Below are 20,118 nucleotides of genomic sequence, written 5' to 3'. Positions count from 1 at the left end.
GCCGCGATGCTCAACGATGTGCTGATTGCCCCCCTGCTCGTGGGCCTGACGAGCCTGCCGGTGTTCGTGATCGCGTACTACGTGCGCCGCGGTCGTCTGCACCTGATCCACGGGATCGATGCCTCGCGACTCGTCGATCCCGTCGGCTTCGCGATCCGGATCTCGCGGCTGCTGTTCGCAGTCGGTTTCGCAATGCTCGGCGCGGCCGGCGGGCTGCTTTGGGCCGGCCACGACGCCGGGCGCGGACAGGCGGTTGTCGTCGCGATGGTCGTGGTAGTGAACCTGCTTGGCCTCGCCCTCGTCGTGAGCGTCGCGCGGGCCCGCATGCGCGACGGCGCGCCTCCACGCCGCTGATGAGCGAGAAGAAGGCCTACCCGCTGCGCATCAACGCCGAGGTGCTCGCCGCCGCACAGCGGTGGGCCGACGACGAGTTGCGCAGCCTCAATGCACAGATCGAGTACGTGCTGCGCGACGCGTTGCGCAAGGCTGGGCGCTTGCCGAAAACCGATGAATCCAGGAAGGACGAGGATGGAACATGAAATCGAAATGGATCTACAACGTGGTCGAGATCAGGCCGGGCTTCATGGGGCGCGTGAAGCCCGAGCACATCCAGGAAGAGCTCAACCGACAGGGCGCGCAGGGCTGGGAGCTCGTGAACATCGCCTTCTCCGCCCCGACGCGTCCGTGCGTGGCCGTGTTCAAGAAGGAGCAGTGACGTGACACTCCAGACGATCCGGATTCTTTTCCTGCTCTCGATGCTCGTCATCGCGCCGTGGTCTGCCGCAGCACCAAAAATTGAGCCGGTGTCGATCGCGACTGGCTTGCTCGACGACCTGGACCGCGGCGCTTACGAGGCGGCGGCCGCGCGCTTCTCGCCCGAGATGCGGGCCGCGATCGGCGCGGACAAGCTGCGCGCGGTCTGGCAGTCCCTGCCGGCGCAGGCAGGAGCGCGCATCGGACGGGGCGACGCGCGCGTGTCCCAGCGGGACGGGACCGATGTCGTGGTAATTCCGGTGCGCCATGAAAAAGCGGCACTCGACGCGCAGATTGCGGTCGATGCACAGGGCCGCATCGTTGGCTTCTTCATCGCCCCGGCCGCGCCACCTCCGCCCACGCCACCTGCCGCCGATGCGGGCTTCACCGAGCGCGATGCCCGGATCGGCACGGGCGAACACGCGCTGCCGGGCACCATTACGCTCCCGGATGCCGCGAACGGCACCCTGCTGCCCGCCGTCGTGCTCGTGCATGGCTCAGGCCCACAGGACCGCAACGAGACGATCGGTCCCAACCGCCCGTTCCTCGACCTCGCGCGCGGCCTCGCCAAACACGGCGTCGCCACGTTGCGGTACAACAAGCGCACGCATGCGCGCCCGCAGGATTTCGCGTCGGGCGACTTCGACATGGACGACGAGACCACGCGGAACGCGGTCGCTGCGGTGGCGGCGCTGAAGGCGACGCCCGGCATCGACCCGCAGCGCGTGTTCGTGCTCGGCCACAGCCTGGGCGGCATGCTCGCACCGCGCATCGCGTCCGGCGCCAGCCCGCTCGCAGGCCTGATCCTGCTGGCCGCCCCGGCGCGCCCTGTACTCGACATTCTGCTCGAGCAACACAATCGTCTCGCGGCCATGGACGGCGCCGTCTCGGCCGATGAAAAAGCACGCATCGAGGTCCTTGCCCGGCAGATCGCGTCGGTGCGCAGTGACGCGGCCGTCCCGGCCGGCGAGTCGCCGATGGGCCTCCCTCCACGCTATTGGCGGGCACTCGAGCGCGTCGACCCGGTTGCCGAAGCAAAGGCCACGACGCTCCCACTGCTGTTGCTGCACGGCGGCCGCGACATCCAGGTCACGGACGCCGACTGGCAGAAATGGAAGCAGGCGTTGGCCGACACGCCGCGCGCAACGCTGCGCCACTATCCGGCGCTCAATCATCTCGGCATGGCGGGCGAAGGCCCCGGCTCGATCGCCGAGTACCAGACTGCCGGTCGCGTCGATGCGCAATTGATTTCCGATATCGCGGGCTGGGTCACCGTGCAGCGCCCACCCGCCCTGCCCGACACCGGCGAGGCCCGCTAACCTGCACCGATGCGAGTTCCCGCCCTTCCGCTGATCAACACCCCCGACATCGAACTGTGGCCCGCGCGGCTGCTCTCAGCGCGCAGCAACCGCGACGCGCGCATGATCGCCGGCGCAAGCCGCGTACTGCGACGCAAGCGCGACGGCCGCTTTTTGGCCGCGCACACGGTGTCAGGCCTAGTGGACCTGCTGCCCGGCTGGCAGCGGGACGGCGGCGCCGATGCGGCGCTTGCCGCGCTGCGTGAGACATCGGATCGCCGCGGACACGATTCACGGCCGCCGAAGTTGCTGTCGCTCGACCGCATTGCCGCGCACCTCGAACGCCTCGGCCTCGACGACCGGTACGCGCTGCGCACCGGCCTGCCGTTGGTCGCCGAGCCCGCGCGCCTGGCGTTCGCTGGCGTAGACCGCTATCGCCGCGCGTTGTGGCTGGACGCCCAGGCGGCGCGCGCGTGGCAACGCATGCAAGCGGCCGCGCGGCACGACGGTGTAGTTCTCGAGGCGATCTCCGGCTATCGCAGCCACGACTATCAGCTCGGCATCGTCGAGCGCAAACTCGCGCGTGGCCTCACGCTCGATGCGATCCTCGCGGTGAACGCCGCGCCCGGCTACAGCGAGCATCATTCGGGCCGCGCGCTCGATATCGGCGCGCCCGGCGAGCCGCCTGCGGAGGAATCGTTCGAGCGCACCCCGGCCTTCGCCTGGCTGCAGCGCCACGCTGCAGCGCACGGATTCGCCATGAGCTATCCGCGCGACAACCCGCACGGCATCGTGTACGAGCCGTGGCACTGGTGCCACAGCCCCGCCGAGTCGGACTGATGCAAAGCGGCGCGAACGTCTTCGCGCCGCGCCCGCCTACTCGCGGTCGAGGTTGATCCCCAGATCCGCAACAGTCGATTCGCGCACGCGCAGGTCAAAATCGGCCGCGCCGTCGAGCTTCTTGACCAGCACGTCCTCGCCGTCATCGACTTCGACGCTGTAGCGCCCTGCGAGCTGCGCTTCCATCGTGTCGCGGATGAGGTCGGCCACGTCGTTCTCGTCGGTCTCATCCGGCACCTGCACGGCCACGGCAATCGGCTCTCCGCCGACCGGCAGCAACTCGAACACGATCGTGCCGGCGCTGTCGGCATCGCTGCTGATCTCGATGCGCCACTTGTTGGACGGGTCTGCGGCGGCCGGCGCAGCGGCGACCGCTAGGCCGAGCGCAGCGCCGGCGCACAGCGATTTCAACGTCAAGGAATTCCTCAGGGACATGCAGCACCTCCTCGATTGGACGCATGGCCGCGGCCCAGGCCGTCAGCCTCGCGGCGACGCTAGCGGCCGCGACGCCGAGGGCGCGTGATCGACGTCAGCCCTGCGAACGCGGCGTCGCCGCAGCGTCCGCTGCAAAGTCTGCGATGCGCCACAGGTAGAGCCCGGCGTAGCTGCGGTACGGCGCCCAGACGTTTCCGCGCTCGCGAGTTTCCCGCGGCGTCGGCATGACGTCGGCTTCGTCGACGCGCATCAGACCCTTTCGGATGCCCAGGTCGTCCACTGCCAGCACATCGGGCCGACCAAGCCGGAACATCAGCATCATCTCGACCGTCCAGCGGCCGATGCCTCGCACGGGCACGAGCGCCTCGACGATGGCGTCGTCGCTCATCGCCGCCATCCGCTTGAGGTTGGGGATCTCGCCCAGCGCCTCACGCCGCGCGAGGTCGCGCAGCGCAAGCAGCTTGTTGCCCGATACGCCGCAGGCACGCAGCGTTTCGTCGTCACAGCGGCCGAGCGTGTCGCCGTGCAATCGATCGCTGGCGATCGCGGTCTCGACGCGGCCCACGATCGTCGCGGCTGCCTTCCCGCTGAGCTGCTGGTAGAGAATCGCCCGCGCCAGCGCGTCGACCGGATCGAACGGCGCACGCCAGCGAGGATCGCGTGGAATGGGACCGATGCGTTGCATCCATGCCCCGAACTTGCGATCCACGCGCATGAGGTGCGCGTGGGCGGCATCGACATCGAACCCGCGCGCGTGGCGCGGCATCAGCGACGCACCCGGTCGATGCCGAGCACCAGCCAACCGAGCATCAGCAGCGTGCCGCCGAGCGGTGCGAAACGCGTAGGCGTGCCGAAAAACTGTGCCGCCACAAGGCTGCCGGAGAACAGCGCCACGCCGATCAGCAGGAGCGCAAGCGAGAACCGGGCGGCCCGCCGCGACGCCTGCGGCGCGATCGCCGCGGCCGCAAGTCCGTGCCCGAACGCGAACACCGCCGCTAGCATCAAGCGTTCGCGCGCCTCGCCCTCAACCCCGTGCGACGCGTATGCCGCAAGCGCAACCGAAGCACCGGCGAGCCATGCGCCGACAGCCCCGAACCAGGGTGAAACGCGCATGGCATGTGCGGTGGTCGACATCGGGCAGCCTCAGGAACGCGGCGTCGCACGATAGCAGCGACGCCCGCTCGCTTACCGCGCACGCCCGTCGCGTTCAAGAGCTGCCCGGCCGAACATTCCGCCTCCCTCGAACGAAAAGGCGTCGCTTCCCGGCCCACCGCCCGGGCGCCGGCGCCCCAAAAAAGAACGCGCCGCGGTTGCCCGCGGCGCGTCGATCCACTGCGATGAACTGCGGCGCTTACTTGATCGCCCAGTACACCTTGAACTCGCCTTCCTCGGTGAAGCCCGGCGCGATCCCGTTGATCCAGGCCTCGTACGGACGCTCACCAGCCTCGTAACCGCGCGTCATCGCCCAGCCACGCACTGCGTCGCGGACCTTCGGCAGGCTCGCCATGTGGCCCGTGAACGGCACGGTCGCCACGCGGCTGGCCGGGCTGAACACCTGCTCGACAGGACCATCGAGCTTCAGGCCTTCGAGCTGCGTCACCGGACCGGCGGCGACCGGTGCTGCGGCAGCAGCGCCCTCTTCGCCTTCGCTTGCAGCAGCGGCCGAGCCGGAGCCCGCCTTGCGGACCGGCTGCGCGACGTCGAACGAATACGTCTCGGCGCCGAACTCGTTCGTGATGATGCGGACCGGGCCGGCGGGCTCGAGGTTGTTTGCCGCCATGACCTTCTTGATCCACTCCATGTTGCTCTGCATCTGCGCCTTGACCTTCTCGTTGTCGCGATCGACCGCGGCGCTGACGACGAGGAGGTTGGCTGCTTCACGCTGTTCGAGCTTCGGTGCGCGGCTCGGGTCGTCCTTCGCGAGGTCGGCGTAGTCGTAGTTCGGCACGCCCGCGAGCATGTTGCTCAGGCGGCGCAGACCCATCTTGATGTCCTCGCCGACGCTGCTGCTCACGTACAGGCCCGCGTAGCGACCCAGCAGGTTCCAGCCGTAGTCGACGTCGTAGGTCTGCGTGATTTCGACGTTGCGGCCGTTGCGGCCGGTCGGCTCGAGGATGAACTTGGTGCGCTTGTTCTCGCCGCGCTCCGGGTTCTCGATCGCGTAGGTCACGCTCTTGCGCGGTTCCGTCTCGACGATTTCCCAGCTGCCTTCACCGAGACCGTCTTCCTTAGACACGTAGTCCAGGCGCGCGCCCTTGCCGGACTCCGGACCCGACAGCTTGATCTGCATCGCGGGGTCGCGCAGGACAAGCGGGTTCCACTCGTCGAACCGGCCGAGGCTGTTGAGCGTGTCGTACACGATCGTCAGCTTGCGGTTGGTCTCCACGGAGTGGGAGATGTGACGGCTCGACGGCAGCACCAGGCCCACGGCGAGGAACAGCACGGCGACGATCGCCACCGAGATCAAAATTTCGAGCAGACGGGTCATTCTTGGGTTCTCCAGGGCCGGCTCTTGGGGCCGGAGGCGCAGACCGGCAATCCTAACAAGGTTGAGCTGCAGCGCGCAGCCGCGGATTGTGCGAAGTCAGTCCGGGAGCGTATCCCGACCCGACTCCGACCCGCATCGACGGGCATGCCCTGCCGCGCCGCAGGACTGCCTGTCGATTGGATCTCGATTGAAGCGACAAGCCTCGAGCGAGATATCACGCTTGGGCGTGTGCGCGGCGTCGCGATCGGAACGACAGCGAAGATCGCGTGTGCCTGCACCTGCCGAACGATGATCGAGCGTGACGCCTAAGCCCGACGCGCGCTCCTCCAACACACGTCGCGCGCGGCGGAATTGGGCCACGCGCAAGCCCGACTCGCCGCGCCATCGCCATCGCCATCGCCATCGCCATCGCCATCGACGGTCGACGGTCGACGGTCGACGCGATCAGACGAGCTGCAGCTCGAAGGCCTTGAGCACCGCGCGCGTGCGATCGCGCACACCAAGCTTGCTGAGGATATTCGAGACGTGGTTCTTGATCGTGCCTTCCGCGACGCCGAGCGAGTTCGCGATTTCCTTGTTCGAGAATCCGCCGGCCATCAGGCGAAGGATCTCCGTCTCGCGCTCGGTCAACGGATCCGGGCGATCGAGGCTCACGAAGTCGTTGCGCATGTGCTCCAGGCCGGACAGAAGCCGCTGCGTCATCGCCGGCTGCACGAGCGAGCCGCCGGCCGCGACGGTCTGGATCGCGCCGACGAGCTGGTCGAGCGAGACGTCCTTGAGCAGGTAACCCTTCGCACCGGCCTTGAGCCCGGCGAGCACGAGCTGGTCGTCGTCGAACGTGGTGAGGATGATCGTAGGCGGCAACGTGCCGAGGCGCGCGAGCGCCTGCAGCGCCTCCAGGCCCGACATCACGGGCATGCGCATGTCCATCAGCACGACGTCGGGGCGGACCTGCGGAATCATCTCGACGGCCTGGCGGCCGTCCCCGGCTTCGGCGATCACCTCGATGCCTTCGGCGAGCGAAAGCAGCGAACGCACGCCCTGTCGAACGAGGGTCTGGTCGTCGACGAGCAGCACCCGGATCGGCGCCCTCGAAGCAGGATGGTCGGTCATGCGGTCACTCCTTCGCAGGCGGCGGTGGCGGCCGAAACGGGCAAGGTCAGCGTCAGGCTGAACCCCGCGTCGGGCCGTGTGTCGATCTGGAGCGCGCCGCCATGCTGGGCGAGTCGCTCGCGCATACCGCGCAAGCCGTTGCCCGCGACGAGCTGGTCGGCGCCACGGCCGTCGTCGCGCGCGCTGACCACGATGCAATCGCGCACCCGTTCGGCGTGGATCCAGAGGTGGTGCGCCCCGGAATGGCGCACCGTGTTGGTGATGATTTCTTGCGTGCACCGCAGCAGCACGTGCGCGCGCTCCGGGTCGTCCAGCGTGAGTGGCGCTTCGATCTCCATACGGATGTCGAGCGAGGGCACGTTCTCGGCCAGCGGGCGCAGCGCAGCGGCCAGGTCGATCGCGCCGCCCTCGCGCAGGTGGCTCACCGCCTCGCGCACGTCGGTGAGCAGCAGCCGCGCGAGCGTGTGCGCCTGCTGGACGTGATCCTTGACGCGCCCTTCCGCAAGGTGGCCGGCGACTTCAAGATTCAGACTCAGCGCCGTCAGATGGTGGCCCAGCAAGTCGTGCAACTCGCGCGAGATCCGCGTGCGCTCGTTGACGCGCACGCTTTCGCCAAGCAATGCACGCGTTGCGCGCAACTCGGCGTTGAGCCGCCGCTGCTCGTCACGCGCCTGTGCCTGCTGACGGGCGACGAGGCTGGTCAGGAACACGAACAGCGAGAAGCCCGCGTAGAGCACGGACTGCATCATCGCCTCGGGCAGCGTGAAGTCGAACCCGCGCACGAACACCGGCACCATCGCGAACTGGCTCCCCGCCAGCCAGGCGATCCCGAGCGGCAACGGGAGCAGCCACGGGAGCAGGCAGGCCGCCAGCATGAGCAGCACACTCCCGAGGCCGTTCTCGGCGTAGTAGCTCACCGAGATCGCCGCGACGGTCAGCACGAGCAGCAGCGCGTAATCGCCAACCGTGCGGCGCCTGACATCGAGGCCGCGCGTCAACCAGGCGTAACTGATGCCGAACGCGGCATACGCCGCCCACCCCTGCCACGGACGCGGCCGGAGCCCAGCGGCCGCCTCGTCGACCCCGGCCAGCGGCAGCATCCACAGGTACAGCAGCGGCACGCCGACGACGGCCCACGTGAACAGGCCCGAGTAGCGCAGCAGTTGGATATGGTTCAGGCGTGCCAGCATCGCCGCATCCTACCGGCGCGGCGCGCAAGCGGAGCCGTCCGAAAGTCATGCTTGCGGTCGCGGTCGCTCCAACGGGGGTCGCGTGCGATAATCGACGCCGGCCGCGGCCGTCCCGGGCGCGCAGCAGGGAGCATGGGATGTCGATAGTCGTCCGCGATGTGCGTGAGCACGAGCTGGATTCCGTACTCGCCCTCAACAACGCCGCCGGACCCGCCATCCTGCCGCTCGACCTGACGCGCCTGCGCGCGTTCTACGAGTCTGCCGAGTACTTCCGCGTCGCCGAGCGCGACGGCAACCTGACCGGCTTCCTGATCGGCGTGGGCCATGCCTCGCAGCACGACAGCAGCAACTTCAGCTGGTTCCGCGAGCGGTACTCGAACTTCTTCTACATCGACCGCATCGTGGTCGCGAGCCGCCGCCGGGGTGGCGGTGTCGGCCGGGCGTTCTACGCCGATGCCCAGAGCTACGCCGAGCTGCGCTACTCGCAGATGGCGTGCGAGGTGTTCCTGGATGGTGCAAACGATCCCGTCCTGCTGTTCCACGGCACGTTCGGTTTCCACGAGGTCGGGCAGAACGTGATGCCCGAGACCGGCACGCGAGCGGCGATGCTCATGAAGGACCTGGAAAGCTACGCGTGGATCAACGAGACCTACGGGGATGCGTTGCCGCGACTGCCGTGGGTGCGGCGTCCGCGGACCGTGGCTGGATCGGCGTCCTACCTCGAGAAACAGACGGGAACCGCACCATGAATGTCGTCGGGATGGATTTCGAGCCGGCGGGCGAGCTCAAGATCGGCCAGGTCGGCATCGCGAACCTGCGCATTCGAACGCTCGACGTGGCCCGCCTCGTCGAGGAGATGCGCAGCCGGGTGCAGCGTGCGCCGAACCTGTTCGACCGCGCCGCGGTCGTGATCGACTTCGGAGGCTTGGCGCACACGCCTGACGCCGCAACCGCCCGCAGCCTCATCGACGGCCTGCGCGCCGCCGGCGTGCTGCCCGTCGCCCTCGCCTACGGCACGAGCGAGATCGAGCAGCTCTCGATCCAGCTCGGCCTGCCGTTGCTCGCGAAGTTCCGGGCGCAGTACGAACGTGTCGACGGCGCGCCGCAGGCGGCCCCCGCACCGGCGCCCACTCCGGCTCGCCGCGAGCTCGAACCGGCCCGCCCGGCTGCACCGACGCCCGCACCGGCCGCGCCGCAGTCGCAGCCCGGCCTGATTCAGGTGGCTCCGGTGCGGTCGGGCCAGCAGATTTACGCCGACCACCGCGACCTCACGGTGCTCACGACCGTCGGCGCCGGCGCCGAGGTCATCGCCGACGGATCGGTCCACATTTACGGTGCGCTGCGCGGCCGCGCGCTCGCCGGCGCGCAGGGCAACGCGCAGGCGCGTATCTTCTGCCGCGAGTTCCATGCCGAACTCGTCGCCGTCGCGGGCCACTACAAGGTGCTCGAAGACATCCCCCGTGACCTGATCGGCAAGCCCGTCCAGGTCTGGCTCGACGACGACCAGTTGCGGATCGCGGCGCTGGACTGAAGTCCCGGTCGCGCGATCCATCCCCCAGTAGCAAACTTCAGGAGAATTCCACTTTGGCCGAGATTATCGTTGTCACGTCCGGCAAGGGCGGCGTCGGCAAGACGACCACCAGCGCCAGCCTCGCCTGCGGACTCGCCCGCCGCGGCCACAAGGTGGCGGTCATCGACTTCGACGTCGGCCTGCGCAACCTGGACCTGATCATGGGCTGCGAGCGGCGCGTCGTGTACGACTTCGTCAACGTCGTCAACGGCGAAGCCACGCTCAAGCAGTCCCTGATCAAGGACAAGCGCTTCGACAATCTCTACGTGCTCGCCGCGTCCCAGACGCGTGACAAGGACGCGCTGACGAAGGAAGGCGTGCAGAAGGTGCTCGACGATCTTGCGCACGACGGCTTCGATTACATCGTCTGTGACTCGCCGGCCGGCATCGAGAAGGGCGCGTTCCTCGCGATGTACTTCGCCGACCAGGCCGTCGTTGTCGTGAACCCGGAGGTCTCCTCGGTACGCGACTCGGACCGCATCCTCGGCCTGCTCGCGAGCAAGACGCGCCGCGCCGAGAACGGCGAGCGCATCAAGGAATTCCTGCTGCTCACCCGCTACAGCCCGAAGCGCGTCGAAACCGGCGAGATGCTCAGCATCGGCGACGTCGAGGAGATCCTGGGCCTCAAGACGATCGGCGTGATTCCCGAGTCCCCGGACGTGCTCAATGCGTCGAACAAGGGTGAGCCGGTGATCCTCGAATCGCAGTCCGATGCCGCGCAGGCTTACGACGATGCCGTCGCCCGCCTGCTCGGCGACACGCGGCCGATGCGCTTTACCACGGCGGAAAAGAAGGGCTTCTTCAGCAAGCTCTTCGGAGGTTGATCGATGGGGATGTTCGATTTCCTGACGGCGAAGAAGCAGACGGCGAACCTCGCGAAGGACCGTCTGCGCATCATCGTCGCGCACGAGCGGGCAGGCCGCGGGGGACCGGAGTACCTTCCGATGCTCCAGCGCGAGCTGCTCGAGGTGATCCGCAAGTACGTCAACGTCGACGCCGAGTCGGTCAAGGTCGACCTCATCGGCGACGGTGACAACAAGGTGCTCGACATCTCCGTGGCGCTCCCCGAGCGCACCTGAGCGCGCGCAGCGAACGGCAGGAGCGAAGCGGGAAATCCCGCGATCGCGCCGCGCCGCTCGTTGTTGCTGCCCACCGCGATCCGTTAACCATGCAGACCCTCGCCGACATCGCATTCCACGATGCCGCCGCTTTGCTTGCGCGCTATGGCCTGAGTCTGCACCTCGTCCCGGACGGGGCGACGATCCCCGGCAGTTACTGGGGCGACAGCGAGGCCGGAATCATCGCCTCGAGCGTGTACGTGCGGTGCGACACGCCTGTGCACTCGATGCTGCACGAGGCCTGCCACCTCATCGTGTTGCCGCCCGAGCGGCGTGCCGCGGTGCACACCGATGCGACCGACTCGGTGGAGGAAGAGGATGCCGTCTGCGTCCTGCAGATCCTGCTCGCAGGTGAGCTGCCCGGCGTCGGCCGCGACCGCGCACTTGCGGACATGGACGCGTGGGGCTACAGCTTCCGCCTCGGGTCGGCCCGGGCGTATTTCGAGCGCGACGCCGAAACGTCGTGGGCTTGGCTCGAACGCCACGGCCTCGCCGACGCCACGTCGCGCATGCCGACCCTGCCGGCCTTCCCCGCTGCCGCAGCCTGACGCCTCACGCCCGCCGCGCCTTGCGCGGTCGTGCTTCGGACTCTAGCCTTCGGGCGCGGGCGCGATCGCGCCCGGACGCCTCCTGGAGATCCGCCATGACCCCCACCCGCGCGCTGCTCGCGCTCAGCATCACTGCCCTGCTCGGCCTGACCGCATGCACGCGGCAACCCAGCCCGGACGACTCGCGGCCCGGCGCACCGGTCGCAACGGCGCCGGACGGCGAGACCGCCGATGAGTTCATCGCGCGCGTCAACCGCGAATACAAGGCGATGTACCCGGAACTCACGTCGGCCCAGTGGCTGTCGTCGACGTACATTAGCGAGGACAGCCAGCGCCTGGCGGCGAAGGCAAACGAGCGCTACCTCGGCCAGCTCAACCGCTGGATCGAGCAGGCCAAGCGCTACGAAGGCCAGCAGATGTCGCCCGAGACCGCGCGCGCGATCCGCCTGCTCAAGCTCTCCACCGCGATGCCGCCGCCGAAGGACCCGGCCAAGCTCACTGAACTCACCGAGATCGCGACGCGCATGGAAGGCATGTACGGCGCGGGTGAGGTCTGCACCGGTGAAGGCGCGGCGCGCACCTGCAAGCAGCTCGGCGACCTCGAAGACGTGCTGCGCAGCAGCCGCGACTACAACGAGCAGCTCGGCGCCTGGCGCGGCTGGCACACCATTTCGCCGCCGATGCGTCAGGATTACACGCGCTTCGTCGAGCTCGTGAACGACGGTGCGCAGAACCTCGGCTTTGCCGACGCCGGCGAAATGTGGCGTTCGGGCTACGACATGAGCCCGGCGGAAATCGCGGCCGAGACCGACCGCCTGTGGGGTCAGGTCAAGCCGCTGTACGAGCAGCTGCACTGCTACACCCGCACGCGCCTGCAGGCCGAGTACGGCGCCGACAAGGGCGCCGCGGCCGGCGGCATGCTGCCGGCGCACCTGCTCGGCAACATATGGCAGCAGGACTGGGGCAACATCTGGGACATCCTCGCGCCCTACCCGAACGCGGGCAGCCTGGACATCACCACCGCGCTGGACGCGCAGTATCAGCAGGCCTACGCGAAGCAGATCGCGCAGGCCGGCGCCGCGGTGGCCACGCCGGCGGTGCTCGTCGAAGCCGAGCAGGCCGCGAAGCTCGCGAACGCAAAGCAGATGACCGAGCGCGCACAGGACTTCTACGTCTCGCTCGGCATGCCGAAGCTGCCCGAGAGCTACTGGACGAAGACCCAGTTCATCAAGCCGCGCGACCGCGACGTGGTCTGCCACGCGAGCGCGTGGGACATGAACATGGAAGGCGACGTGCGCACGAAGATGTGCATCAAGCCGAACGAGGAAGATTTCACGACGATCTACCACGAGCTCGGCCACGTCTATTACTACCTGGCGTACAACGACAAGCCGCCGATCTTCCAGCAGGGCGCGCACGACGGCTTCCACGAAGCGATCGGCGACACGATCGTACTCGCGATGACGCCGCAGTACCTGCAGTCGATCGGGCTCGTCGGCGAGCAGCAGCAGAGCAACGAGGCGCTCATCAACGCGCAGATGCGCATGGCGCTCGCCAAGGTCTCGTTCATGCCGTTCGGTCTGATGATCGACCGCTGGCGCTGGGGTGTGTTCGACGGCTCGATCACGCCGGCGAACTACAACAAGGCATGGTGGGACCTGAAGGCGAAGTACCAGGGCGTCGCGCCGGTCGATGCGCGCGGCGAGCAGTTCTTCGACGCGGGCGCGAAGTACCACGTGCCGGGCAACACCCCGTACACGCGCTACTTCCTCTCGCACGTGCTGCAGTTCCAGTTCTACAAGGCGCTGTGCGACGCGTCGGGCTTCAAGGGCCCACTCTACGAATGCAGCTTCTACGGCAACAAGGAAGCCGGCCAGAAGTTCCAGGCGATGCTGAGCAAGGGCGCAAGCCAACCGTGGCAGCAGACGCTCAAGGAGCTGACGGGCGGCGAGAAGATGGACGCGTCGGCCGTACTCGAGTACTTCGCGCCGCTGCAAACGTGGCTCACGGAGCAGAACGAGGGCCGCACCTGCGGCTGGCAGGCAAGCGCGACGCCGGCGGCGTCGAGCGTGCCGGCGCCGGCGCCAGCGCCGGCGGCGGCCCCACCAGCCCGCTCCAAACCGGCGGCCGGCTGAGGCGAGAGGCTTAACGAACGAGGCCGGCGAAAGCCGGCCTTTTTCATGTCTGGGCGCCGCGCCCAGGACCGTACCGACAAACATCGCCGGAGCGCCCATAATCGCGGCCACGCGGAAGGGGAACCGCTGAAACGTCCAGCCCTTGGGAGGGGGCCCGGCCATGCGTCTGTTCATATCGTGCGTTACGGCCACACTGGCCCTGCTTGCGAGCGGCGTTTTGCTGCCATCCGGGGCCGTCGCTGGCGAACACGCCGTCGGGGAGTACAGCCGGACGCCGCCAACGTCGTCGCAGCGCTGGCGGATCGCGCAGTTTCCCGCTTCGCGGCTCACACGCCTGCCTTACCCCGAGGTGCCAGTGCAGGAGTTGCTGCACCTGCAAAAGCGCAACAACAGCCGCAGGGCGAAAGTTCCGCAGGTCGGGATCGCACGCGAAGCATCTCGCGCGAGCCCGCAGTCGCGTTTGCCGACCCTGGTGTGGCTCCCCGTGCGGAGCGGCGGCGCCGTGGCCCGGGTGGAGGTCTCCTCGCGTGATGCGCTCGCGCTTCGCGTGGGTCTGCGCGTCGAGGCGCTCGACAATCGCGTCGAACTGCGTTTTGCCGGCTCGGACGCGCCGTCTCACATCGTTGCCGTGATACGCGGCGATGAAGCCAAGCAACTGCGCGCCGCTGACGGCCTGTTCTGGTCACCCAGTACCGACGGCGAAGCCCAGCTGATCGAGGTGTTCCGCCCCGCCGGAGTCCCGGCAAGCGCGGCTCGCCTGCAGGCGCCCAGCCTTTCTCACCTGATCGCCAACAGCCGCAACGATTTCAAGATTATCGAGAAGATCGGCGAGTCCGGCAGCTGCAATGTCGACACCAGCTGCCGTGTGACCGAACTCGGCCCGCATTTCGTGGATGCGAAGAATGCAGTCGCGCATATGCAGTTCGTCCAGAACGGTGCGACGTACATCTGCACGGGCACGCTGCTCGCGGACACGGCAGGCGCCACCCAGGTGCCGTATTTCTATAGTGCCAACCATTGCTTTTCGGCGAGCGACGGGGCGCCCTCGCCGACTCTGATGCAGGGCGTTGCGAACACGCTGAACACGTTCTGGAGCTACGAGGCCACAGCATGCCGGAGCGGGGTGTCGACGCCACGCACGCAAATTGCCGGCGGTGCAACGTATCTGTACTCGGACGCCGATACTGACGCGATGCTGCTGCGCCTGAACAGCCCGGCGCCAGCGGGCACATTCTTCGCAGGCTGGACAGCGGCGCCCCTGGCCCCTTCCAGCCCCGTGACCGCGATCCACCATCCGCGTGGCGACGCGAAGAAGGTATCGACGGGCCAGCACGTGCTCACCGAGACCCATCTGCACCGGGTTGGTTGGCTCAGCGGTACCACCGAGGGCGGCAGCAGTGGCTCGGCGCTGTTCACCGCGGGTCGCCGTGGCTACGAGTTGCGGGGCGGGCTCTACGGCGGATCGGCCGCGTGCCCGAACTCCGGGTCGCTCGACAACCTTGCGAACCGCGACGTGTACTCGCGGTTCGATCTCGTCTTCCCACGAATTCGTGACTACCTGGCCTCGGAACCGGTTGCACTCAACGGATCAGCGCCGCTGATGCCGCCCGACAACGCGACGAGCGTGGCATCTCAGGGATCCTCAGTCTCGCCAGCGACGCTGCCCGCGGGCGACCGCGCGGTCCCGCCGCTCGACAGCCCGCGCCCATCACGCCGCACGGGTTCCCGCTTCGACGGGATGCGCTCGCCGACGCCCTGACGCCCGCCCCTGAGGTCGGCGGTCGTGGACGCGCTGGCGACTAGACGATATCGCTCGGCATCCGCGTCGCCGTGCGCTCTGCATCGAGCGCACGCTTGCGCACGTTCGACTCCCAGCGCCAGAAAACCCATCCCAGCGCGACGAATGCGATGGCGCCAAGCGCGAGCGTGCGTGCACTGCCGCTGAGCCAAGGGGAAAGCACTCCGGCCACAGCGGCGTTGAGCACCAGGCTCGTGAATGCCTGCAGCGACGAGGCCGCGCCGCGCTGGCGCGGGTACATGTCCAGGATCGAAAGCGTGATGATCGGAAACACGAGCGCGATGCCGAACGCGTTGAGGCTCATCGGCAGCACCGCCCAGGGCAACTGCGGTGCATCGACCGCGAACGAGTAGCCGACGTTGACCACGTTAGCGACCGCGCAGCACGCAAAGCCAATCCCGACCAGCCGCTCTCCGGTGATGCGCCCCGCGGCGCGACCGGAGACGAACGCGCCGAGGACCATGCCGCCGATCGTCGGAACGAAGAACCACGCGAATTGGCGCTCGTTGAGCCCGAGCAGGTCGAGCACGAACGCAGGCGCCGACGCGATGTACAGGAACAACGCGCTGAAATTGAACGCACTTGCGGCCGCCAGGCGCTGGAAGCGCGCGTTGCGGAAGATCGCCGCGTAATCGCGCACGAGGCCCGCAGGGTGCAGCGAGCGCCGCTGCTCGCGGGGGTGGGTCTCCGGCAACCAGCGAAAGGTTGCGACAACGAGCACGACGCCGAACGCGACGAGGAACCAGAAGATCGCCGGCCAGCGGCTCCATCCCAGGATCCAGCCGCCGATGATCGGGGCGATCGCAGGCGCGATGCCGAAGATCATCGACACCTGGCTCATGAGCCGTTGCGCGTCGTCGCCCTGCAACAAGTCGCGAATCACCGCGCGGCCGACGATGAGCCCGACGCCCGACGACAGGCCCTGCAGCGCGCGGAACGCGAGCAGCGTCGGCAGGTCTTGCGAAAGCGCGCAACCCACGGAGGCCAGCGTAAAGATCATCAGCCCGCCGAGGATCACCCGCCTCCGGCCAATCGCGTCCGACAGCGGCCCATGCACGACGCTCGTGAGCGCGTAGGCGATGAGGTAGACGCTGATCGTCTGCTGCATCGCGACCTTGTCGGCGCCGAGCTGTGCACCGATCTGCGGGAACGCCGGAAAGATCGTGTCGATCGAAAACGGCCCGAACATCGCGAGGCCGCCGAGCAGCAGTGCCAGGCGGCGGATCGAGATTGCGGGCGGTGGAGCGGTCTCGGACATCGAACGGCGGCGATGCGGCGGGCCAGAGTAGCGGGTCGCCCCACGGGCGGACGTCTTCGCCCTGCACTGCTGCGTTCCGTCGCGACGCCCCGCGGAAGGCGCGGCCGGGCTTGCCCGTCGGCGTGTCCGCGTGCCGAAGCGCCGGGCCAAGCCACGTGTGAACTCGACCGCGCCGCCCCCGGCGGCGGGCCCAGCGGCGCGTCTATAATCACCGGGCACACGGTGGGAGAAGCGGGCACCGCCCGCTGCCGACGGCGCAACCGCCCGTAATCGCTCAGGCCCCACGACCGCCGCGTGCATGACTCTGGAGAGACCGGTTGAATCCGGCGCCGAAGGGGCAAAAGCGCGTTCGCCGCCTCATCGGCGCGCACGTGTCTTCAAACTCTCAGGCAAAAGGACAGAGGGGCGAGCAGGGGTTTCGAGTGGCGCAAGCCACGAGCCTGCGAGCGCCGGTCGGCCGCGAGGCCGGTCGGCTGGATCGAGCCGGGAACTCTTGTGGCGCATGCCGCAAGCCGGCGAGCGCCCGGCAGCCGCAAGGCTGACGGGCTGGACCGCCCCTTTGCGTGCCGACGCACGCAGCCTTTGGATGCCTCTGCCATGAACCAGAGTTCGACCCCGATCCCCGCCGGCACGTCGCTGCGCGCGCTTGAACACCACGGCGCGTTCATCGAGCGCCACATCGGCCCGAACGACGCCGAGATCGCACACATGCTGTCGGTCGTCGGTCAACCGTCGCTCGATGCGCTGACGGACGCGATCGTGCCGGCATCGATCAAGTCCCCCACTCCGCTCGCACTGCCGGAGCCGGTGACTGAAGAAGAGGCACTCGCGAAGATCCGCGCGCTCGCCGGGCGCAACCGGGTGTTCCGCAGCTACATCGGCCAGGGCTACTACGGCACGCATACGCCGAAGGTCATCCTGCGCAACATCCTCGAGAACCCTGCGTGGTACACGGCGTACACGCCGTACCAGGCCGAGATCTCGCAGGGCCGCATGGAAGCGCTCATCAACTTCCAGACCATGTGCGCCGACCTCACCGGCATGGAGATCTCCAATGCCTCGCTGCTGGACGAGGGCACCGCGGCGGCCGAGGCGATGACGCTCGCCAAGCGCATGAGCAAGTCGAAGTCGAACGTGTTTTTCGTCTCGCGCGGCGTGCACCCGCAGACGCTTGAGGTGCTGCGCACGCGCGCGGTCGGCGTCGAGATCGAACTGCAGGTGGGCGATGACGCCGACGCGGCGAACGCCGATTGTTTCGGCGTGCTGCTGCAGTACCCGAACACGTTCGGCCAGGTCCACGATTACGCGGCGCTCGCCGATGCGGTGCATGCACGCGGCGGCCTCGTCGCTGTCGCGACCGACCTGCTCGCGCTGACGCTGATCGCCGCGCCCGGCGAATGGGGCGCAGACATCGTCGTCGGTAACACCCAGCGCTTCGGCGTGCCGTTCGGTTTCGGCGGCCCGCACGCGGCGTTCCTTGCGTGCCGCGACGCGTACAAGCGCTCGATGCCGGGCCGCCTGATCGGCGTGTCGATCGACGCCGAGGGCAAGCCGGCTTACCGCCTCACGCTGCAGACGCGCGAGCAGCACATTCGCCGTGAGAAGGCAACGTCGAACATCTGCACTGCGCAGGTGCTGCTTGCCGTGATGGCGAGCATGTACGCGGTCTACCACGGCGCCGAAGGCCTCACCCGCATTGCGCGCCGCACGCACCGCCTCGCCGCGATTCTCGCAGCGTCACTGCGTCAGGCGGGTCTGACTGTGGGTCCGGACTTCTTCGACACCTTGCACGTCGTCGATGTCGACACGGCCGCGATCCACGCGAAGGCGCGCGAGGCCGGCATCAACCTGCGCGAGATCGACGGTCGCAGCCTTGGCATCAGCCTCGACGAGACCACGACGCGTCAGGACGTGGTCGACCTCGCCGCGCTGTTCGGCGCGCAGATCACCGACATCGACGCACTCGATTCGAGCGTGGCCGATTCGCTGCCCCCGGGTCTGCTGCGCACGAGCGGGTTCCTGCAGCATCCGGTGTTCAACACGCACCACAGCGAGCACGAGCTGCTGCGCTACATGCGCTCGCTGTCGGACAAGGACCTCGCGCTTGACCGCACGATGATTCCCCTCGGCAGCTGCACCATGAAGCTCAACGCGACCGCCGAGATGATCCCGGTCACGTGGCCGGAGTTCGCGAACATCCACCCGCTCGCCCCGGCCGAACAGACCGGCGGCTACCACCAGCTGATCGCGGAGCTCGAGGCGATGCTGGTCGAGTGCACCGGCTACGACGCGGTGAGCCTGCAGCCGAACTCCGGCGCGCAGGGCGAGTTCGCGGGCCTGCTCGCGATCCAGGCCTACCACGCCTCGCGCGGCGAAGCGCACCGCGATGTGTGCCTGATCCCCGAATCCGCGCACGGCACGAATCCGGCCTCGGCGCAGATGTGCGGCATGCAGGTCGTGGTGACCAAGTGCGACGCGAACGGCAACGTCGACGTCGAGGACATGCGCGCAAAGGCGGAGAAGTATTCCGACCGGCTCGCCGCGTTGATGATCACCTACCCGTCCACGCACGGCGTGTTCGAGGAGGACATCGTCGAGATCTGCGAGATCGTCCACACGCACGGCGGCCAGGTGTACACCGACGGCGCAAACATGAACGCGCTCGTCGGTGTCGCCAAGCCCGGCAAGTGGGGTTCGGACGTGTCGCACCTCAACCTGCATAAGACGTTCTGCATCCCGCACGGCGGTGGCGGCCCGGGCGTGGGCCCGTGCGCGGTCAAGGAGCACCTCGCGCCGTTCCTGCCGCGCGCGTTCGGCAGCGATGCGCCGGTGGGCATGGTGTCGGCGGCGACGTTCGGCTCGGCGTCGATCCTGCCGATCAGCTGGATGTACGTGACGATGATGGGCGCCGAAGGCCTGCGCCGTGCGACGCAGGTCGCACTGCTCAACGCGAACTACGTCGCCAAGCGTCTCGAAGCGCACTACCCGACGCTGTACACCGGCCGCAACGACCTGGTCGCGCACGAGTGCATCCTCGACCTGCGCCCGATCAAGGACGCGACCGGCATCAGCGCCGAGGACGTGGCGAAGCGCCTGATCGACTTCGGCTTCCACGCGCCCACGCTGAGCTTCCCGGTCGCGGGAACGCTGATGGTCGAGCCGACGGAAAGCGAGTCGCTGCACGAGCTCGACCGCTTCATCGACGCGATGATCCAGATCCGCGACGAGATCCGCGCGGTCGAGGAAGGCCGGATGGACCGCGAGGACAATCCGCTCAAGCACGCGCCGCACACGGCGAATGCGGCGATGGCGGCGGAGTGGACGCACGGCTATTCGCGCGAGCTCGCGGTGTTCCCGCTGCCGACGCTGCGCCAGCAGAAGTACTGGCCACCGGTCGCACGCGTGGACAACGTCTACGGCGACAAGAACGTGTTCTGCAGCTGCGTGCCGATCAGCGAGTTCGAAGAGATCGAGGCGTTCAGCGAACCGAACGTGATGTAAGGCGGCCGCCGTCTCGACGGCGCGTCCACGCAAAAGAAAAGGCCCCGCGATGCGGGGCCTTTTTGTTGCGGCG

20 protein-coding genes and 1 riboswitch are annotated in these 20,118 nt (G+C 68.1%); of the genes, 13 read left to right on the top strand and 7 right to left on the bottom strand.

All coding sequences use genetic code 11. From position 1 onward, the window contains the following. The first annotated feature begins 6 nt into the window (after positions 1-6). The 5 genes from IE075_RS00780 to IE075_RS00760 are packed head-to-tail and all read left to right on the top strand — an operon-like array spanning position 7 to position 2,891. The gene (locus tag IE075_RS00780; RefSeq protein ID WP_189452383.1) at positions 7-354 is read left to right on the top strand and encodes a hypothetical protein; all 348 of its coding nucleotides are present in this window, start codon (positions 7-9) and stop codon (positions 352-354) included. Next, positions 354-539, top strand: a complete 186-nt coding sequence (locus IE075_RS00775) for a type II toxin-antitoxin system antitoxin (RefSeq protein ID WP_189452381.1) — start codon at positions 354-356, stop codon at positions 537-539. The genes IE075_RS00780 and IE075_RS00775 overlap by 1 nt, the downstream gene beginning before the upstream one ends. After that, a complete protein-coding gene (locus tag IE075_RS00770) occupies positions 536-715 on the top strand; it encodes a DUF4177 domain-containing protein (RefSeq protein WP_189452379.1) in 180 nt (59 codons plus the stop codon). The genes IE075_RS00775 and IE075_RS00770 overlap by 4 nt, the downstream gene beginning before the upstream one ends. 1 nt (position 716) lies before the next feature. Then, positions 717-2,072 (top strand): alpha/beta hydrolase, encoded by a 1,356-nt coding sequence (locus IE075_RS00765; protein ID WP_229792247.1) that lies wholly within the window; start codon positions 717-719, stop codon positions 2,070-2,072. A 9-nt stretch (positions 2,073-2,081) separates the two neighbouring features. Beyond that, positions 2,082-2,891 carry a M15 family metallopeptidase gene (locus IE075_RS00760; RefSeq protein ID WP_189452377.1) on the top strand — a complete coding sequence of 270 codons (810 nt, stop codon included), beginning with the start codon at positions 2,082-2,084 and terminating at the stop codon, positions 2,889-2,891. A gap of 36 nt (positions 2,892-2,927) precedes the next feature. Here the strand turns inward: IE075_RS00760 and IE075_RS00755 are convergent, their stop codons facing one another. The 6 genes from IE075_RS00755 to IE075_RS00730 form a co-directional block, all read right to left on the bottom strand. After that, positions 2,928-3,326: a hypothetical protein gene (locus IE075_RS00755; RefSeq protein ID WP_189452375.1), complete on the bottom strand. Its 399-nt coding sequence runs from the start codon at positions 3,324-3,326 to the stop codon at positions 2,928-2,930. 94 nt (positions 3,327-3,420) lie between these two features. After that, positions 3,421-4,092, bottom strand: coding sequence for a DNA-3-methyladenine glycosylase family protein (locus IE075_RS00750; RefSeq protein ID WP_189452373.1), 672 nt, complete (start codon positions 4,090-4,092; stop codon positions 3,421-3,423). Beyond that, positions 4,092-4,439, bottom strand: coding sequence for a DUF423 domain-containing protein (locus IE075_RS00745; RefSeq protein WP_229792246.1), 348 nt, complete (start codon positions 4,437-4,439; stop codon positions 4,092-4,094). Before IE075_RS00745 ends, IE075_RS00750 begins: the two co-directional genes overlap by 1 nt. Before the next feature lie 238 nt (positions 4,440-4,677). Beyond that, positions 4,678-5,814: a polyketide cyclase gene (locus IE075_RS00740; protein ID WP_189452369.1), complete on the bottom strand. Its 1,137-nt coding sequence runs from the start codon at positions 5,812-5,814 to the stop codon at positions 4,678-4,680. A gap of 444 nt (positions 5,815-6,258) precedes the next feature. Continuing rightward, complete coding sequence (locus tag IE075_RS00735) at positions 6,259-6,927, bottom strand: response regulator (protein WP_189452368.1); 669 nt, start codon at positions 6,925-6,927, stop codon at positions 6,259-6,261. Beyond that, the gene (locus IE075_RS00730; protein ID WP_189452366.1) at positions 6,924-8,117 is read right to left on the bottom strand and encodes a sensor histidine kinase; all 1,194 of its coding nucleotides are present in this window, start codon (positions 8,115-8,117) and stop codon (positions 6,924-6,926) included. Before IE075_RS00730 ends, IE075_RS00735 begins: the two co-directional genes overlap by 4 nt. A gap of 137 nt (positions 8,118-8,254) precedes the next feature. On the opposite strand from IE075_RS00730, the gene IE075_RS00725 reads away from it, so the two are divergent. The 7 genes from IE075_RS00725 to IE075_RS00695 all read left to right on the top strand — a co-directional run bounded on the left by IE075_RS00725 (position 8,255) and on the right by IE075_RS00695 (position 15,247). Further along, positions 8,255-8,866 carry a GNAT family N-acetyltransferase gene (locus IE075_RS00725; protein WP_189452364.1) on the top strand — a complete coding sequence of 204 codons (612 nt, stop codon included), beginning with the start codon at positions 8,255-8,257 and terminating at the stop codon, positions 8,864-8,866. Further along, on the top strand, positions 8,863-9,648 hold the full coding sequence (minC, locus tag IE075_RS00720) for a septum site-determining protein MinC (protein WP_189452362.1): 786 nt from the start codon (positions 8,863-8,865) through the stop codon (positions 9,646-9,648). The genes IE075_RS00725 and minC overlap by 4 nt, the downstream gene beginning before the upstream one ends. Positions 9,649-9,701: 53 nt before the next feature. Continuing rightward, a complete protein-coding gene (gene minD, locus IE075_RS00715) occupies positions 9,702-10,511 on the top strand; it encodes a septum site-determining protein MinD (protein WP_189452360.1) in 810 nt (269 codons plus the stop codon). 3 nt (positions 10,512-10,514) lie between these two features. Further along, on the top strand, positions 10,515-10,766 hold the full coding sequence (minE, locus tag IE075_RS00710; protein ID WP_189452359.1) for a cell division topological specificity factor MinE: 252 nt from the start codon (positions 10,515-10,517) through the stop codon (positions 10,764-10,766). Positions 10,767-10,855: 89 nt separating this feature from the next. After that, on the top strand, positions 10,856-11,353 hold the full coding sequence (locus IE075_RS00705; protein ID WP_189452357.1) for a hypothetical protein: 498 nt from the start codon (positions 10,856-10,858) through the stop codon (positions 11,351-11,353). Positions 11,354-11,448: 95 nt separating this feature from the next. Further along, positions 11,449-13,488, top strand: a complete 2,040-nt coding sequence (locus IE075_RS00700; protein WP_189452355.1) for a M2 family metallopeptidase — start codon at positions 11,449-11,451, stop codon at positions 13,486-13,488. Between the two features lie 472 nt (positions 13,489-13,960). Next, positions 13,961-15,247 carry a trypsin-like serine peptidase gene (locus IE075_RS00695; RefSeq protein ID WP_229792245.1) on the top strand — a complete coding sequence of 429 codons (1,287 nt, stop codon included), beginning with the start codon at positions 13,961-13,963 and terminating at the stop codon, positions 15,245-15,247. Between the two features lie 40 nt (positions 15,248-15,287). Here IE075_RS00695 and IE075_RS00690 read toward each other — a convergent pair whose 3' ends face one another. Beyond that, positions 15,288-16,544: a multidrug effflux MFS transporter gene (locus IE075_RS00690; RefSeq protein WP_189452351.1), complete on the bottom strand. Its 1,257-nt coding sequence runs from the start codon at positions 16,542-16,544 to the stop codon at positions 15,288-15,290. A 294-nt stretch (positions 16,545-16,838) separates the two neighbouring features. Further along, positions 16,839-16,955: riboswitch (glycine riboswitch) on the top strand. A 186-nt stretch (positions 16,956-17,141) separates the two neighbouring features. Between IE075_RS00690 and gcvP the strand changes: the two genes are divergently transcribed. After that, positions 17,142-20,045 carry an aminomethyl-transferring glycine dehydrogenase gene (gene gcvP / locus IE075_RS00685; protein WP_189452349.1) on the top strand — a complete coding sequence of 968 codons (2,904 nt, stop codon included), beginning with the start codon at positions 17,142-17,144 and terminating at the stop codon, positions 20,043-20,045. Positions 20,046-20,118 lie beyond the last annotated feature (73 nt).

Source organism: Cognatilysobacter bugurensis, assembly GCF_014652095.1.
Lineage (GTDB): Bacteria > Pseudomonadota > Gammaproteobacteria > Xanthomonadales > Xanthomonadaceae > Cognatilysobacter > Cognatilysobacter bugurensis.
This window is presented reverse-complemented; position numbering and strand designations above follow the sequence as displayed.

What these genes read in the sequence shown, in the direction of transcription:
- IE075_RS00780 (WP_189452383.1), top strand. Translation starts at nt 7, where the DNA reads ATGCTCAACGATGTGCTGATTGCCCCCCTGCTCGTGGGCCTGACGAGC.
- IE075_RS00775 (WP_189452381.1), top strand. Translation starts at nt 354, where the DNA reads ATGAGCGAGAAGAAGGCCTACCCGCTGCGCATCAACGCCGAGGTGCTC.
- IE075_RS00770 (WP_189452379.1), top strand. Translation starts at nt 536, where the DNA reads ATGAAATCGAAATGGATCTACAACGTGGTCGAGATCAGGCCGGGCTTC.
- IE075_RS00760 (WP_189452377.1), top strand. Translation starts at nt 2,082, where the DNA reads ATGCGAGTTCCCGCCCTTCCGCTGATCAACACCCCCGACATCGAACTG.
- IE075_RS00755 (WP_189452375.1), bottom strand. Translation starts at nt 3,326, where the DNA reads ATGTCCCTGAGGAATTCCTTGACGTTGAAATCGCTGTGCGCCGGCGCT.
- IE075_RS00750 (WP_189452373.1), bottom strand. Translation starts at nt 4,092, where the DNA reads ATGCCGCGCCACGCGCGCGGGTTCGATGTCGATGCCGCCCACGCGCAC.
- IE075_RS00745 (WP_229792246.1), bottom strand. Translation starts at nt 4,439, where the DNA reads ATGCGCGTTTCACCCTGGTTCGGGGCTGTCGGCGCATGGCTCGCCGGT.
- IE075_RS00740 (WP_189452369.1), bottom strand. Translation starts at nt 5,814, where the DNA reads ATGACCCGTCTGCTCGAAATTTTGATCTCGGTGGCGATCGTCGCCGTG.
- IE075_RS00735 (WP_189452368.1), bottom strand. Translation starts at nt 6,927, where the DNA reads ATGACCGACCATCCTGCTTCGAGGGCGCCGATCCGGGTGCTGCTCGTC.
- IE075_RS00730 (WP_189452366.1), bottom strand. Translation starts at nt 8,117, where the DNA reads ATGCTGGCACGCCTGAACCATATCCAACTGCTGCGCTACTCGGGCCTG.
- IE075_RS00725 (WP_189452364.1), top strand. Translation starts at nt 8,255, where the DNA reads ATGTCGATAGTCGTCCGCGATGTGCGTGAGCACGAGCTGGATTCCGTA.
- minC (WP_189452362.1), top strand. Translation starts at nt 8,863, where the DNA reads ATGAATGTCGTCGGGATGGATTTCGAGCCGGCGGGCGAGCTCAAGATC.
- minE (WP_189452359.1), top strand. Translation starts at nt 10,515, where the DNA reads ATGGGGATGTTCGATTTCCTGACGGCGAAGAAGCAGACGGCGAACCTC.
- IE075_RS00705 (WP_189452357.1), top strand. Translation starts at nt 10,856, where the DNA reads ATGCAGACCCTCGCCGACATCGCATTCCACGATGCCGCCGCTTTGCTT.
- IE075_RS00700 (WP_189452355.1), top strand. Translation starts at nt 11,449, where the DNA reads ATGACCCCCACCCGCGCGCTGCTCGCGCTCAGCATCACTGCCCTGCTC.
- IE075_RS00690 (WP_189452351.1), bottom strand. Translation starts at nt 16,544, where the DNA reads ATGTCCGAGACCGCTCCACCGCCCGCAATCTCGATCCGCCGCCTGGCA.
- gcvP (WP_189452349.1), top strand. Translation starts at nt 17,142, where the DNA reads ATGAACCAGAGTTCGACCCCGATCCCCGCCGGCACGTCGCTGCGCGCG.